The sequence below is a fragment of the Nocardia sp. NPDC056000 genome, from assembly GCF_042269265.1.
Lineage (GTDB): Bacteria > Actinomycetota > Actinomycetes > Mycobacteriales > Mycobacteriaceae > Nocardia.
Genome location: NZ_JBHJXS010000003.1, coordinates 695422 through 709824, shown reverse-complemented (window position 1 = coordinate 709824; position 14403 = coordinate 695422). Strand labels below are relative to the sequence as shown.

The window sequence follows — 14403 nt, the reverse complement described above, 5'->3', positions numbered from 1 at the left end:
CGGTTCGATGCCATCGTGCGACCGACGCCGCGAATTGGTCGATCAGCGAGTCGGTGCGGAAGGATCAGCGTCCGTTGCGGATTCGGTACTCCACCGCGTAGCCCAGCTTGCCCGGCTTGTCCGCCGCGTACGGCTGCGAGATCTTGGCGAATTCGCCCTTGTCCTCGGCCTTGCCGTCATTCCAGGCGCTCAGCTGATCGAGTTCCTTGGCGGTCTTGCCCTCGGCGACGATGGCATCGGGGGCGAGCGCGGTCTGCGCCTTGGTGACGGTCTTCAGCGCGGCCAGATAGGCGGTGAAATCGCTGCGATTCCAGTCGCCGCCGATATTGCCCTTGCGCATCCAATCGCCCCAGAAGAACTCCTCGAACGGCAGATCGCCGACGTGGTAGCCGATATCGCGGGCGAAGTACATCATGCTGCGGTACTTGTCATCGGAGAAGTTCGACAGGCCCAGCGACTTCGGCAGCTGATCCACGGCGACCGGATTGCCCGAGACATCCTTGAGCCAGACCCAGCCCTTGGCCTTCATCTGGGTCCAGAAATCGGCATCGGACAGGGTGCTCAGGTTGCCCAGCACCTTCAGGCGCACGTGCAGATCCGCGCCGCCGTCCGGGGTCTCCAGGTAGGAGGTCAGCGTGTGGTGGCCGTCGGTCAGGTACGGCTTGCCGCCGGGGCCGATGACCACGGTCTTCATCGCGGCGATGCTCTCGGGGGTCTCCTGACCCACCGCCAGCTTGCACTGGAACGAGGACGAATCGCTCAGGCGCGCATCCGGTTTGGCCGAGACGACGGACAGCTGGCCATTGCTCTCGCACCAGTCGTTGAACTTGGAGTTGATCTCATCCTTGCCGAGCGTGTAACGGCCCAGCTTGTAGTAGATCTCGTCGTAGCCCAGCGAGGGCTGGGTGGCCAGCACATCACCGATTCGCACATCGAGCAGATCACCGGCGGCGGCGCAGGCGTACGACGATCCCGCCGATCCGCTCTGTAGCGCGCACAGCGGGTCCGCGCTCGCATTTCCCGGGGCGACCCAGGTGATGCCACTTGCCAAAGCCATCAGGGCCGCGGCGATACCCGCGGTCCAACGACCCCGCCCGACGGTGGTGCTGCTCATCGATTTCCTCACATCCCGCATGTCATCCAAGCCGCACCACCGTGACCACCGTCCGTGACAGGTACGCGATCATCGAGCAGACGAATGCTGTTCACCACGACAACAATTGGTGAACAGGTGCGCACTCGTCGCTATCCGGTCCAGAGGGTTTCGGCGGGCTTGCGCGGATCGACCCACTCCTGATCGAAATACCAGACCAGCCCCTCGGCTTCCTCGGCGATGCGCAGGGCGATCACGGATCCGAAGACCGCGCCCAGGCGATGCGAATCCTCCGCGGACATCTCGATATTCACCACCTGGGTGGTTTCGGCGAGATGGGCGCGGATCCGATCCGGGCCGGGGCCGACCGCGTCGATCAGGTGCTCCCCCAGCACTTCTCCGACCTGGGCCACCACATCGGCGCCCAGTGCGTGCCAGACGCGCATACCGCGGCCCTCGGTCTTCCAGCCCACCGACACCTCGGCGTCGGCATCGATGCGCAGATTCACCAGGGCGTGTTCGAGGGCGTCCTCGACCTCCGCGTCATTCTCGAAGAAACCCTCCGCCAAGGTCCACAGATCGGCACTGGATATCCAGTCCCACACCTCAGCGCCATCCAATTCAACCGATTCCCGGCAGTACACGCTGATCCACTCCGCCACGGCCCCACCGTATGCGGCGTACGCCGCTTACGGCTACCTATCTGTTACGGCTTGGCGGGCAATGATTTCCAGCAGCCGTTCATGCGTCGCGGCGTCGGCGGCTGCCACCAACCCGTGCGCACCGGCGAGCACGTCCTCACCCGCCAATCCGGTAACCCGGCAGCCCGCCGCGCGGCACAGTGCGATTCCGCTGCTGAAATGCACATTGTCCCGGAAGTCGCCATCGGTGATGTACGCCGCACGCCGACCGGCCGCCACCCAGGCCAGCGCCAATGTGGTGGACAGGACTCGCGGATGGAATTGGGTCATGAAGTGTTCATCGTCGAATAGTCGCCCGGCGCTGAATGTTCCACGATTCGGATAGGGCGGATCCACGTCGATATCGACCAGTTTGCTGTCGGCGCGCGGGGTCAGTACCTGGTCCACGCCGTCGCGCCGGGCGAACGCGCCGGTACCCGCCGTCCAGAAGATCTCGCCGCTGAAAGGATCGGCGACCACCGCAGTATCGAGGGAATTCGCCACGCGCAGCGCGATATTCACCGCGACTTCGGGTGTGCCCACCGCGAAGTTCCTGGTTCCGCACAGCGGGTCGATCAGCCAGACCCGATCACCATGCGAGGTCCCGGATCGGCCCGATTCCTCGGCGATGAATCGATCCTCCGGTCGCGCGGCGCTTATGATCGCGAGAATGGCCTGTTCCGCGGCGATATCGGCCTGGGTCGCGAAATCGTCGCCCTCCTTCGCGTAATGCTCGACGGGGCCGCGGAAGGCCGCGCGCAATACCTCGGACGCGGCTTCCGCTGCGCGAATGGCGATTTCGACATCTGAGTCCACCATTCGGACGCTACCGACTGCGCTGCCTCGGTGTCAGGGCAGCAGCGGGCGGACCTGCTCGGCGGTGAATCGGAGGAATCCGACCGGATCGGGTTCGTCGGCGGTGGGTTGCAGGATGACGCTGGTCGCGCCCGCCGCATACCAGCGCCGCACGGCGGCGGCGATGGCCTCCGCATCGCCCGCCACGCCGATATCCGGGATGGTGTCGCGGTCCTTGATCTGCAATTCGGCGGCGACGCGATCGGCGGCATCGGGGCCGGTGGCGGCGAGCAGGTACGCCACGATCGGGAAGGGCTGGGCGGCAAGCGATTCCGCACGAGCCTCGCGGAAGATATCGACGGCGGCCCGGATGCGCTCGGGTGAGGCGGTGTTGTCGAGTACGACGCCGTCCGCCGATTCGCCTACCAGGCGCAGGGTTTTGGGTCCGCTGGCGGCGGCGAAGATCGGCGGGGCGGCGGCCGGGGGCCAATCCAGGGCTACGCCGTCCAGCTGAATGTAGCGCCCCTTCACCGTGAGTCGCTCTCCGCCCAGCAGCGCGCGCAGGGCCTCGAGGTATTCGCGCAGCAGGGTCACCGGCGATGCCGCCCGTGCGCCGACCTGGCCCATCCAATCCTGTACGCCATGACCCACACCCCAGATGCCGCGACCGGGGAACATGCGCTCCAGCGTCGCGATCTCCATGGCGGTGAGCGCGACATTGCGCAGTGGTACGGGCAGCACGCCGACCCCGATGCGCACCCGCTCGCTCCACGCCAATGCGGCTGCGGCGGTGGAGATTCCGCCCTCCAGGAAGCAGTCCTCCCACAGCCACAATTCGTCCAGGCCCGATTCGTCTGCCACGCGAACCGCCTCGCGCAGGCGCTCCGGCGGATTCTGCGGGCGGAATACCGCTCCCAAGGTCGTCATGAATTCATGACTACCAGATCCGGGTGACATCGGATCGGAGTCGATTCGATGCCCTGGGATGGCTCTACCGAACGGGCGAGATCAGGGCCGCAGAAAGGGGCCGCGCGGTAGATGCCGCCGGGTACCGCCGATACCTAGCGTCGAATGCGGCCGTCACTCGGCGGCATTCGACGCACCATCGGCTGTGAGGGTTTCATGCAATCGATCAAATCGGCCGCACGTGCGCGGGCGGCGGTACCGCTGCTGACCGCGATCCTGCTGGCCGGATGCGGCGCGGGCACGCGGGAGACACCCGTCGAACACGGGCTGCCCGCACGGTTACAGGAGCAGGAGATCACCTGGCACGACTGCCGGACGGGGCCGCAGGACACGACCGGGGAACGATTGGCCGCAGCGGGAGCGCAGTGCGGAGAATTCCGGGCCCCGTTGAACTACGGGGATCCCGGTGGCGCGACCATCTCGATCGCGGTCGCGCGGCGGCTTGCCACGGATTCGGCGCATCGGCTCGGGACGCTCGTGGTGAACACCGGTGGACCGGGGCCGTCCCGTGATGGTGTGACCATGATCGTGGACGGTCCCGAAGGCGGGCATCCCGCCGCGACGGCGATTGCCGAACGGTTCGATCTGGTGGGTATGGATCCGCGCTTCTTCGGAGCCAGTTCACCGCTCGAATGCGGTTGGGCCACCGGTGAATATCTCGGCATCGCCCAGGCAGCGCCCGTGGAGCGGGCGGATTTCGACCGGACGGTGACCGTCGCCCGGGAACTGGCCGCGAGATGCGAGCCGTCGCGTGCGCTGCTTCCGTTCGCATCCACCAGGACGATCGCTCGCGATCTCGATCTGCTGCGGGTTCTCCTGCGTGAGTCCAGGATTTCCTACCTGGGCTGGTCCTGGGGAACCTATCTGGGCGCGGTCTACACGCAACTTTTCGGTGATCGCGTTGATCGGGTTGTCTTGGACAGTGCGCTGGATCCGCGAGCGCCCGGACCGGATCTGACACGGGACACCGCGACCGCAACGGCTGCCGCCTTGGCCGACTGGGCTCGATGGGCCGCGCTGCGCGATGGCGAATTCGGTTTGGGGACAACGCGGGACGCGGTGCTCGATGCGGTGGGCGGCATCGCCCGTGCGGTTTCCGCGCGGCCGGTGACGATCGGCGGGGTGACCATCACCGCCGATATGGTCCCGGGTCTGCTACTGACGGTCGATGACTCCGATGCCTATTACGAGGTATTCGGGCGGCAGGTGCGGGCGCTGTATGACGCGGCTCTGGGGAGGTCGTCGGATCCCGCGCCGGAACTCGAGGCCAAGCTGGGTCTTTATGCGGATCAGTCCGGATCGCCCGAATTCGGTTTCAGTGCGACGGTGGCCAATCAGTGCGCGGATCGGACGGCGCGCGGGGTCGAGGAGTACTTCACCGATATTCGGGATCATCTGGCCGCCGAGCCGATGTTCGGTCCGCTGGCTCGGCATCTGACCCCGTGCGCGGTGTGGCCGGTCCGCCCGGTTGAGCCCGCGACCGTGATCGGCAATAGTCGCCCGGCGCTGCTGATAGGCGCATCAGGTGATCCGGTCGCACCCGTGTCGGGTCAGCGGGTGTTGCGGCAGGCACTGCCGGAAGCGCGAATTCTGGTGATGGAAGCAGCGTTTCGGCACGGCATCTACCTCGCCGAGCCCTCCCCGTGCATCGATTCGGCGGTGGAGACGTATCTGCTGAACGGCGTCCTGCCCGGCGGTGACGGGACCTGCCGTCGAGTCGCGGACTGACGATCTAGCGAGTGCCGGGCAGCACCAGCCCGGCCTCGTGGGCGATGATCACCGCTCGCACGCGGTCTCGCACGGCGAGCTTGGTAAGAATATGCCGCACATGGGTTTTCACGGTCCCCTCGCCTACGGCCAATTCGATCGCTATCTCGGCGTTGGAGAGCCCGCGCGCCAGCACCCGCAGTACCTCGGTCTCGCGGTCGGTCAGGGTCGAGACGAGGCGCTGGGCGGTGGGATCGACCGGCGGGGCGAGGCGATCGAGCAGTCGGCGGGTGGTCGAGGCGGCCAGCACCGCGTCACCGGCGTGCACGGTTCTTATCGCGGCCAGAAAGTCTTCGGCGGGGGCGTCTTTCAACAGGAATCCGCTGGCTCCCGCGCGCACCGCCGCGACCGCGTAATCGTCGAGGTCATAGGTGGTGAGTACGAGCACCTTCGGGGTGCGCGATGCGGCCAGGATTCGCGCGGTCGCTTCGATGCCGTCCATTGTCGGCATGCGCACATCCATGACGATCACATCCGGTGCGGTCCGGGCGGCTTCGGTGATTCCGCTCGCGCCGTCACCAGCCTCACCGACCACTCGCATATCCGGTTGTGAGTCCACCACCATGCGAAACCCGGCCCGTACCAGGGCCTGATCTTCGACGAGCAGTACTCCGATCATTGTCTACTCCTCGATTCGCAAGGGAATTCGCGCCGTCAGCAGGTGGCCGTCCGGGGTGCGCCGCAGTTCGATATCGCCGCCGTGTGATGCGACGCGCTCTCGCATTCCGATCAGGCCGTAGCCGGGGCTCTGCGGGCCGGAAGCGGCGTGACCGTCGTCCGCGATATCGATCGAAAGCCAGTCTCCGTCGCGCGATATCGAAACTCGTGCTCGTGCACCGGCTCCGGCATGTTTGACCACATTGGTCAAACCCTCTTGAACGATTCGATACGCGACCAAGCCGATGCCGTCGGCAATTCCCCGCGGCACGTCGAGCGTCAATTCCACGGGTAATCCCGCGGCGCGCATATCGCCGACCAACCGCGTGATATCGGTGAAGCCGGGGCTCGGCGACGTCTCGGGCTCGCTATCCGCGCGCAATACGCCGATGGCCCGCCGGGTTTCGACGAGCGCCCGCCGTCCGTGTGCACCGATGGCAGTCAATGCGTCGACGGCGGCATTCGGCTCCCGCGCTGCCGCATAACGTCCGCCATCGGATTGCGCCACGATCACCGCCAGTGAATGCGCGAGAATGTCATGGATATCCCGCGCGATCCGAGTCCGCTCGGATAACACCGCCAATCGCATCCCCTGATCCCGGGTGCGCTCCAGCAGCTCCGCCCGCTCTGCCAGCGCTAGCAACTCCCCCCGCCGCGCCCGCTGCCAAGCCCCACCCAGCCAGGCCGCCAGCACCGTACTGGCCAGGCCCGCACCGACAATCACATGCGCCAGCACCGGCATCGGCAACTGCGGCCAACTCCACCCACCGAGCACCGCGCCGAAAAGCCCACCCACCAACCCGATCCGGCTCGAATACCCGCGCCCATACGCCGCCAACGTATAAACGGCGATCGGCACCGCGATATCGGCGGGCAACGCCCCCGTCGAATCCCGAATCAGCACCCACTGCACAAATGCACCGACCGCCACCCCCATCGCCGAAACCTCCGGCCACCGTCGCCGAATTGCCAACGGCCCCAGCACCACCACCGATAAAACGAAGTAATCGGCATCCGCCCCCACCAGAATCCCGCACAGCGCGCACCCGACGATCAACGCCCCGGCGAACACCGCGTCAACCAGGGCGAACCGCCGACGCAACCACAGCACCACCCGCTCGTCGACCACCCGACCACCCTAATTCGACGGGAACACCCGCACCTCACCCCTCGGAATGACCCGCGGCCCCGGCCGATCCATCCTTCGGAATACCCGGCCTCGGTGGTCAGTGATGGTCCGACTCGGCCCGTGCACCCGCGTACAGCCTTAGCCTGGATTCATGAGCGGGGATGTCGGACAGTACCTGCAGTCGGTGCGGAAGCGGCGGGGATTCACCCAGCGTGAGCTAGCCGAGATGTCGGGGGTTTCGCTGTCGTTCATCCGCAAGCTCGAGCAGGGTGAGCGGGACGATGCGCGGATGGAGACGCTACGCCGACTCGCGGTGGCGCTGGGATGCCCATTGACAACGCTGCTGGGCCCTGCCCCAACGCCCCCGGCCAGCAGGGATGGTGCGTTGTGGGAGCCGACTCGCGTTGCCATCGCGGCGATGGAGCCGATTGAAAATTCCGATTCCAGCGGCACATTGGCGGGATCATTGGCGGCTGCGGTGCAGCTGTATCACGACAACCGGTATGAACGGTTGGCACAGGTGCTTCCGATGTTGATCGATGAGGGGCGAGCGGCCGAGCCCGTGATTCGGTCCAGAATTCTCCAATTGGCTGGTTCGGTGATGGTGCAGACGCGGCAGTTGCGGCCCGCGCGGATAGCGCTCGAACAGTCGGTCGCCGATGCCGAGAGGACCGGGAACGCAGTCGATTCCGCCTCGGCGATTGTCACCCTGTGCTGGCTGATGATCGTGGAGCGGCAGTTCGACGCGGTGCGAGAACTCGCAACCCGGTGGGCGGATCGGATCGAGCCTCGGCTATCGGTGGCGACCGAACGAGAGATATCGACATGGGGTTGGCTGCTGCTGCGCGGCTCGGCTGCGGCGATTCGCGATAATCGCCCGGATGAAGCCGACGATATGATGCGGCTCGCGCAGGCCGGCGCGGTGGTCATGAAGCGCGATGTCAGTGGCTATCAAGACTATTGGACTAGATTCGGCCCTGCCACCGTCGCCATGAAGCGCGTCGAGAACGCCGTCGTCGATGATCAGCCGGATCTCGCGCTGCGGCTGGCCCGCGAGGTTCCGGCAGGTTTGCGCCCCACATCGGACAATCGCAACCGGCACCTCCTCGACGTCGCCTCCGCGCATCTGGAACTGAGACGTCCCGACAACGCGTTCGAGGTCCTGCGGCAACTCTCGATAGAGGCCGGTCCGTGGTTGGCCGAACAGCGCCTTGCCCGAGACCTCATGGGCAGATTGATCGCCGAACGACGCACTCTGACCGCAGAGATGCGCCACCTCGCCGACCTCATCGATCTCGAGTATTGACCCTCGCGCATCGCAGCTCGGCCAAGGGCCATGTGGCACTTTCGAGTGGTGCACCACGCAAGTGCCATTGCCGGTGGACATGTTGGCGGACAAGCTGATTCCGAACGACGGATCGAAATCGATCCCCGCACGGAAGGATGCGCCCCATGCTCGAGATCCCTACCGCAGTCGGATTTCTGCGCAGCGATATTTCCGAATCACGGCGTCAATGGGACGAAGGCCGAATCAAGAATCTCGCGTTCAGACTCGGATACGATCTGCGGAAGATCGTCGTTTTCGGGCCGCACACCGATCGTCCCATTCATCGGTTACGGGTGCCGGTTTCGCGGCTCGACGTGGATGCGATCGTCACCCCGAATCTCGAACATCTCGGAGGTGTGGCCCCCGATGAAATTGTTCAGGTCGCCGATGTGATCACGGTTGAACCTCAGGAAACGTACGCACGGTGGATTATTGCCCCGATACGCGAGGCGGCGAGCGGAATGGATGAGAGTGCGCTCGCCGGACCGCAAACGGATGGCCGGAGTAGTGGCGGCAGCGCACCCTCATGATCCGGTCGGTCAGTCGCGGGAGACGGCGTTGCCGTAGACGCCGGTGGGGCGGATGGCGAGGGCTACGCGGTCCTTGGCGTCCGGGGGTACTACCGGGCCGTTGTTGTAGCGCTCGGAGAGGCGGGTGTAGAGGGCGCCGGTGGGGTCGTCGTCGATGTGGTCGACCACGCCTCGGATTTCGAGGTACCGGTAAGGGTTGTCGGGGTCGAAGATCGAGATGGAGACTCGGGGTTCGTGGGCCAGGTTCTTGAACTTCTGGCGGTAGTTGGTGTGGGTGAACCAGATGAATTCGCCATCCCAGACGAACCACATCGGGTTGACCTGGGGTGCGCCGTCCGGGCGGGTGGTGCCCAGGCTGGCGTAGACCGGGCGCTCCAGTAGGTCTTGGGCCTTTTCGGGAATCTCGACCATGATGTACCTCCGCTCGGGGTGGGCAGTTGCGTTGTAATCAAACCGCATTGGGGGTGCGGGTGATTCGTCGGGTTGCGGTGCGGATGCTCAGGACCGGTCGGGTTGGGCCGATACCCGGTCGAGTACCTGGATGAGGTCGGTAACCGGGTCGGCGGTCGGACCCGCGGATCGCCAGGCGATGAAATGGTCGGGGCGGACCAGCACTGCGCCGGTTTGGTTGATGCCTGTGGCGGTGCTCCAGTCGCCTGCTGGGATGCGCTGTACGGACAGTTCGGATGGGTGGGATTCGGCGACTTTTCGGGCGGCGGCCTCCCATTGTGGGCTTGCGGTCAGGAGGGTGAAATGTGGGCCGATGAGGTCGAGGGTTGATATTCGGGCGTTGTTGAGGTCTAGCCAGCGGTGTGGGAGGCGGGAGCCGGGGGTGCCGTCCAGATCGAGTGAAACATCTTCGGTGGAGGGCAGTTCCGGGGCGGGGTCTATGACGGCTGTTGAGTTGTAGCGGTAGCCGAGTTGTACGACGGGGGCGTTCAGGACGTCTGCGGCGTGGCGGGCGGCGGCGATTTCCGGGCCGGTTCCCCAGTGCAGGCGGGGGTCGGGGAGGCGGCGTACGGCCTGATCCAGAACCATTTGGGCTACCGGGTGGCGTTCGGTGGTGTAGGTGTCGAGTAGGCCGGATCCGGCTCGGCCCGCGTGGACTGCGGCGATTTTCCAGGCGAGGTTGTGGCCGTCGGCGATTCCGGTGTTGAGGCCGAATGCGCCCAGGGGTGGGACCGCGCGGGCGGCGTCGCCGATGAGGAAGGCGCGGCCGTGCTGGAATCGGTCGGCGATCAATCCGCGTGGCCGCCACGGCAATACGCTGATGACCTGCACGTCGGGCGCGGGATCGCCGATGGCCGCGTGAATCAGTGTGCGGCACCGGTCATTCGAGAACGCATCGGCGGCGTCATCGCACTCGACGTGCAGAATCCACTCCTTCGCACCGTCGACGGTGACCAGCATCCCGCGCACGCCGGGGTTCTCGACGTTGCACGTGACGAATTGCCGCCCTTGGAGATACGAGGTGAGGTCGGTGTGGAAGAGCATGCTCATCATCGGATTGCCCAGGGCTCCAGGCCCGCTCACACCGATGCCGAGTTGCTCCCGAACGCCGCTGCGCACACCATCCGCGCCGATCAGATAGTCCGCGCGCACCGTCGATCCATCGGACAGTCGCGCCCGCACCCCTGTCGCGTCCTGCGTGAACGATTCCAATCGCGTCGAATACCGCACTGTCGCACCACGTTCCCGCGCCGCAGGCAACAGCACCGAATCGAGTCGGTGCTGCGGGCAGATTCCGCGCACCCGCCCGGGGCTGACATCGTCCTGCCCGGATATCCGCCGCATGGGCGCGATCGACGGCAGCGTGGCGAAGTCTGTCTCCGCGAGGGTGCGCACGGCGATCTTGCCCAGCCCGCCCTCGATCATGTCCACGCACACCGCGTCGACGGCGTCCTGAAGGCCGAACGCGCGCAGTATCTCCGCGGTGCGCGGACCGAGTCCGGTGGCGCGCGGATGTTCGGACGGCCCGTCCTGCGCCTCCACCACCAGCGTCTCGACGCCCTGATCGGCCAAGAACAGCGCGGTGGCGAGCCCAACCGAACCGCCCCCGACGATGAGTACCGGAATCTGCTTGTCCAGCATGACAATCCCCTTGTGGATACAGTGTTGCCGTAATGGCTACACCGTATCCACAGTGTTAGGATGGGCGCAACGGCGAATTTCGAGAACGAAAGGCAGGCGATGCCGGACAACACCCCGCAACTGGTGTGGAGCAAAGACCGCCGCACCCCGGCCCGCCGCGCGCCCAGCGTGGAGCGCATCGTGCGCGCGGCCCTGACCATCGCCGATACCGAAGGGCTGGAAGCGGTTTCCATGCGCCGCGTCGCCACCGAACTGGCCTCGGGCACCGCCTCGCTCTACCGCTATGTGGCCGGCCGCGACGAACTCCTGGACCTCATGATCGACGCGGCGCAGGGCGAACCCGACGCACCCGCGCTCACCGGGGACTGGCGCGCCGATCTGGCCGCTCTCGCCCAGCACCTGCGCGATACCCTGCTGGCGCACCCCTGGCTCGCCGCGGAACTCTCCGGCCGCCCCGCGTTGGGGCCGAATGCGCTGCGCCGCTACGACATCGGGCTCGCAGCGCTCATTCCTTTCACCCGCGATATCACCCTCGCCACGAATATCGTCGACACCGTGACGTCCTACGTCTTCGGCGCGGTCAACCACGTCCTCGCCGAGATCCGGGCCCAGCAGCGCACCGGCCTGACCGAGGACCAGTGGCGCGCCACCGTCGGCCCCTACCTGCGGGAGGTCATCGCGACCGGCGACTATCCGAATTTCGCCCGCCGCCTCGCGGACGCCGAAGACATCACCGACACAGCGCGTTTCGACTTCGGATTGAACTGCCTACTGGAGGGCATCAGCCGCGCGCGGTGAAGCCGGCGTTCAGCCGGGCAGTCCCCCATCGACCGATTCGGCCGTATCCGAGGTCGCGTCGAGTGCCGCTCGAATCGTGTCCCGCAGCCAGCGCTGTGCCGGATCGGCATCGAGCCGTGCATGCCACAGCAACCGGACCTGAACCTCCGGCAGCTCCGCCGGAATGGGAAACCAGTGCAGGCCCAAGGGTTTTCCGTACTGCTCCGCCAGCCGCTGCGGCACGAGCCCCACATAGCCGCTCGACGCGACCAGCAGGGCTGCGACCGCTGAGGTCGGGACGACCGCGGCGACCTGACGCTGCAACCCCTCGGCTTCGAGAGCGTCATCCAGCGGTCCGCGCGCCCGGCCCCGCCGGGAGGACGAGACATGCGGGTACTCGCACAGTTCCGCCAGTGTCGGCTGAGCATCCCGTCCGAGCGGACTATCGCCTCGGACGATTCCGACGATCCGCTCCCGATACAGCGCCGCGGTTCGAATATCCGGTGCCGCATCATCACCCGCGCCGATATCCAGATCCACCGAACCGTCGCGCAGCGCCTCGATGCTCTCATTGCCCTCGGTGACAAAGCGCAGCGTGACCTCCGGAGCGACCGCCGCCGTAGCCTCGACCGCCGCCGTCACCAGCGTCACCGCGATACCGTCATTGATGCGAATGGTGAAGGTGCGCTTCAGTTTCGCGATATCGAATTCGTCGGCACTGATCAGCGCCGCCGCCTGCTCCAGCAGTGACCGCACGCGAGGCGCGGTGCGCAACGCGAACGGAGTCGGTGCCATCCCGCGACCCGCACGCACCAGAATCGGATCGTTCATGGCGCGACGCAACCGCCCGAGCGCGCGACTGGTGGCCGGAATCGACAGGTGCAATCGCTCGGCCGCCGAGGTGACACTCGCGTCCTGGAGCAGCGCGTCGAAAACACGCAGCAGGTTCAGATCGATCTGCTCGGGCATGATTGCATCCTAGGCAAGTCTCCCTTACCAAAGTTGCGTGGCACGCATACACCCCTGGTCCATAGCGTGAATCGCATGGCTCTGAACGATCTGATTCGCGATCAACCACCCGTTTCGCGGTTAGCCCGCCCGGTCTCGCAGCGGGGCCTGCTGGCGCTCATGTGCGCCTGCGTCGTCCTCGTGGTCGGGATGGTCGCCGCCATCAACCTCGCGGTCCCGATGCTGGCCGCCAGCGGTATGCATCCCTCGGCCTCGGCCCTGGTCTGGATTGTCGACACCTATGTCATCTTCTTCGCCTGCCTGGTGATTCCGGGCGGTGCGGCCGGCGATCGCTTCGGACGCAAGGGCGTGTTGCTCACGGGGCTCGGCCTTTTCGCGGTGGGCGCGCTGCTGTCGGCCGTCGCCCCGAATATCGTCCTGCTGCTCGTGGGGCGCGCGATCACCGGGGTCGGCGCGGCCGCGGTGCTGCCCAATACCCTCGCGATCCTGCTGCACGCGGTTCCCGTCGAACGCAGGGGTGCGACCATCGCGACCTGGGCGTCGATGACCGGCATCGGCGGCGTCGTCGGCAATGTCGGTGGCGGAGCGATCCTTTCGGGCGGTTCCTGGCGCTGGCTGTTCACCGCCGCCGTGCCGATCGCGGTGCTGCTCGCCGCGCTGGCGGCCCGGATGGTGCCGGTGTCCGAGCGTCATGATCGCCGCCTGGACTGGCTCGGCACGGTACTGCTGGTCGCCGCCTCGGTGGCGCTGCTGCTCGGTATCGTCCAGGGTCCGGAATCGGGCTGGGGAAGTCCCCTGGTCATCGCCGGATTCGCCTGCGCTGCCGCGCTGTTCGCACTCTGGGCCCTGGTGGAGTTGAAGGTCGAACACCCGCTGCTCGATCCCCGGCTGTTCCGCCTGCCCGCACTGCGCAGCGCCAGCCTGGGCATGACAGCGGTCTTCTTCGGCATGTTCGCGCTGTTCTATGTGAACGCCTCATTCCTGCAGTACGCCAAGGGATTCGGGGTGTTTCACACCGGCCTCGGCATCATCCCGCTGACCATTCCGATCATTCTCGGCGCGCGCCACGTGGGCCGGGTGACCCGGCGCATCGGCATGAACGCCACCGTTACCCTGGCGTTCGCCTTCGTCGGCGGCGGCCTGCTCGGCCTCTCCACCAGCGGTGAGCACACCGCCTACCTGGAATACGCCGCCTGGCTGATCGTGACCGGAATCGGTGTGACACTGGCACTTCCGACATTGTCCGGAGCGATCGCGGGCGCGCTGCCCCCGGCTCAGGCCGGTGTGGGCGCCGGATTGCAGGCGACCACCCGCGAATTCGGCAGTGCGCTCGGCGTCGCGGTCATCGGCACCATTCTCACCGGACGATTCGCCGCCGCCCTGCCCGGTGATATCCGGGCCGCGCACGACCCGCACACCGTCGCGCAGGCACTGGCCGCCGTGCCCGGTCGTGTACCGGAGGTCATCACCGCCTTCGTCTCGGGCGCGGATCTGGGCCTGCGGGTGATCGGCGTGAGCGTGCTGATCCTCGGGGTGCTGGTGCTGACGGAGTCCCTGCTGTCCCGTCGTGGCCGGTAGGTGCCCTGCCCGGAACCGATTTCAAATATTCCTTGACAAGAATA

The 14403-nt window shown here is 66.4% G+C and carries 14 protein-coding genes; 5 read left to right on the top strand and 9 right to left on the bottom strand.

The genetic code is table 11. The annotated features are described in order from the left end of the window. Positions 1-64 precede the first annotated feature (64 nt). The 4 genes from ACFC4D_RS11925 to ACFC4D_RS11910 all read right to left on the bottom strand — a co-directional run bounded on the left by ACFC4D_RS11925 (position 65) and on the right by ACFC4D_RS11910 (position 3495). Positions 65-1114, bottom strand: a complete 1050-nt coding sequence (locus ACFC4D_RS11925) for a ParB/Srx family N-terminal domain-containing protein (RefSeq protein WP_376062705.1) — start codon at positions 1112-1114, stop codon at positions 65-67. 131 nt (positions 1115-1245) lie between these two features. After that, positions 1246-1755 carry a hypothetical protein gene (locus ACFC4D_RS11920; RefSeq protein WP_376062704.1) on the bottom strand — a complete coding sequence of 170 codons (510 nt, stop codon included), beginning with the start codon at positions 1753-1755 and terminating at the stop codon, positions 1246-1248. A gap of 33 nt (positions 1756-1788) precedes the next feature. Next, a complete protein-coding gene (locus tag ACFC4D_RS11915) occupies positions 1789-2589 on the bottom strand; it encodes an inositol monophosphatase family protein (RefSeq protein ID WP_376062703.1) in 801 nt (266 codons plus the stop codon). Positions 2590-2622: 33 nt separating this feature from the next. Next, positions 2623-3495: an LLM class flavin-dependent oxidoreductase gene (locus tag ACFC4D_RS11910; protein WP_376062702.1), complete on the bottom strand. Its 873-nt coding sequence runs from the start codon at positions 3493-3495 to the stop codon at positions 2623-2625. Positions 3496-3690: 195 nt separating this feature from the next. Between ACFC4D_RS11910 and ACFC4D_RS11905 the strand changes: the two genes are divergently transcribed. Further along, the gene (locus ACFC4D_RS11905) at positions 3691-5262 is read left to right on the top strand and encodes an alpha/beta fold hydrolase (RefSeq protein WP_376062701.1); all 1572 of its coding nucleotides are present in this window, start codon (positions 3691-3693) and stop codon (positions 5260-5262) included. Between the two features lie 4 nt (positions 5263-5266). Here ACFC4D_RS11905 and ACFC4D_RS11900 read toward each other — a convergent pair whose 3' ends face one another. Further along, positions 5267-5920 carry a response regulator gene (locus ACFC4D_RS11900; RefSeq protein WP_376062700.1) on the bottom strand — a complete coding sequence of 218 codons (654 nt, stop codon included), beginning with the start codon at positions 5918-5920 and terminating at the stop codon, positions 5267-5269. Positions 5921-5923: 3 nt separating this feature from the next. Further along, on the bottom strand, positions 5924-7087 hold the full coding sequence (locus ACFC4D_RS11895; protein ID WP_376062699.1) for a sensor histidine kinase: 1164 nt from the start codon (positions 7085-7087) through the stop codon (positions 5924-5926). Between the two features lie 151 nt (positions 7088-7238). On the opposite strand from ACFC4D_RS11895, the gene ACFC4D_RS11890 reads away from it, so the two are divergent. Both ACFC4D_RS11890 and ACFC4D_RS11885 read left to right on the top strand, forming a co-directional pair. Further along, on the top strand, positions 7239-8393 hold the full coding sequence (locus ACFC4D_RS11890) for a helix-turn-helix domain-containing protein (RefSeq protein ID WP_376062698.1): 1155 nt from the start codon (positions 7239-7241) through the stop codon (positions 8391-8393). Positions 8394-8530: 137 nt separating this feature from the next. After that, positions 8531-8944, top strand: coding sequence for a hypothetical protein (locus ACFC4D_RS11885; protein ID WP_376062697.1), 414 nt, complete (start codon positions 8531-8533; stop codon positions 8942-8944). A 9-nt stretch (positions 8945-8953) separates the two neighbouring features. On the opposite strand, the gene ACFC4D_RS11880 is transcribed toward ACFC4D_RS11885, so the two are convergent. Both ACFC4D_RS11880 and ACFC4D_RS11875 read right to left on the bottom strand, forming a co-directional pair. Then, entirely contained in the window at positions 8954-9355 is a 402-nt protein-coding gene (locus ACFC4D_RS11880) for a PPOX class F420-dependent oxidoreductase (protein WP_375952089.1), read from the bottom strand. 87 nt (positions 9356-9442) lie between these two features. Then, the gene (locus ACFC4D_RS11875) at positions 9443-11035 is read right to left on the bottom strand and encodes an FAD-dependent oxidoreductase (protein ID WP_376062696.1); all 1593 of its coding nucleotides are present in this window, start codon (positions 11033-11035) and stop codon (positions 9443-9445) included. A gap of 60 nt (positions 11036-11095) precedes the next feature. On the opposite strand from ACFC4D_RS11875, the gene ACFC4D_RS11870 reads away from it, so the two are divergent. After that, positions 11096-11833 (top strand): TetR/AcrR family transcriptional regulator C-terminal domain-containing protein, encoded by a 738-nt coding sequence (locus tag ACFC4D_RS11870; protein ID WP_376062695.1) that lies wholly within the window; start codon positions 11096-11098, stop codon positions 11831-11833. A 9-nt stretch (positions 11834-11842) separates the two neighbouring features. Here ACFC4D_RS11870 and ACFC4D_RS11865 read toward each other — a convergent pair whose 3' ends face one another. Further along, positions 11843-12781, bottom strand: coding sequence for a LysR family transcriptional regulator (locus ACFC4D_RS11865; protein ID WP_376062694.1), 939 nt, complete (start codon positions 12779-12781; stop codon positions 11843-11845). A gap of 75 nt (positions 12782-12856) precedes the next feature. Here ACFC4D_RS11865 and ACFC4D_RS11860 point away from each other — a divergent pair, with 75 nt between their 5' ends. After that, complete coding sequence (locus ACFC4D_RS11860) at positions 12857-14359, top strand: MFS transporter (RefSeq protein ID WP_376062693.1); 1503 nt, start codon at positions 12857-12859, stop codon at positions 14357-14359. The last annotated feature ends 44 nt before the right edge of the window (positions 14360-14403 follow it).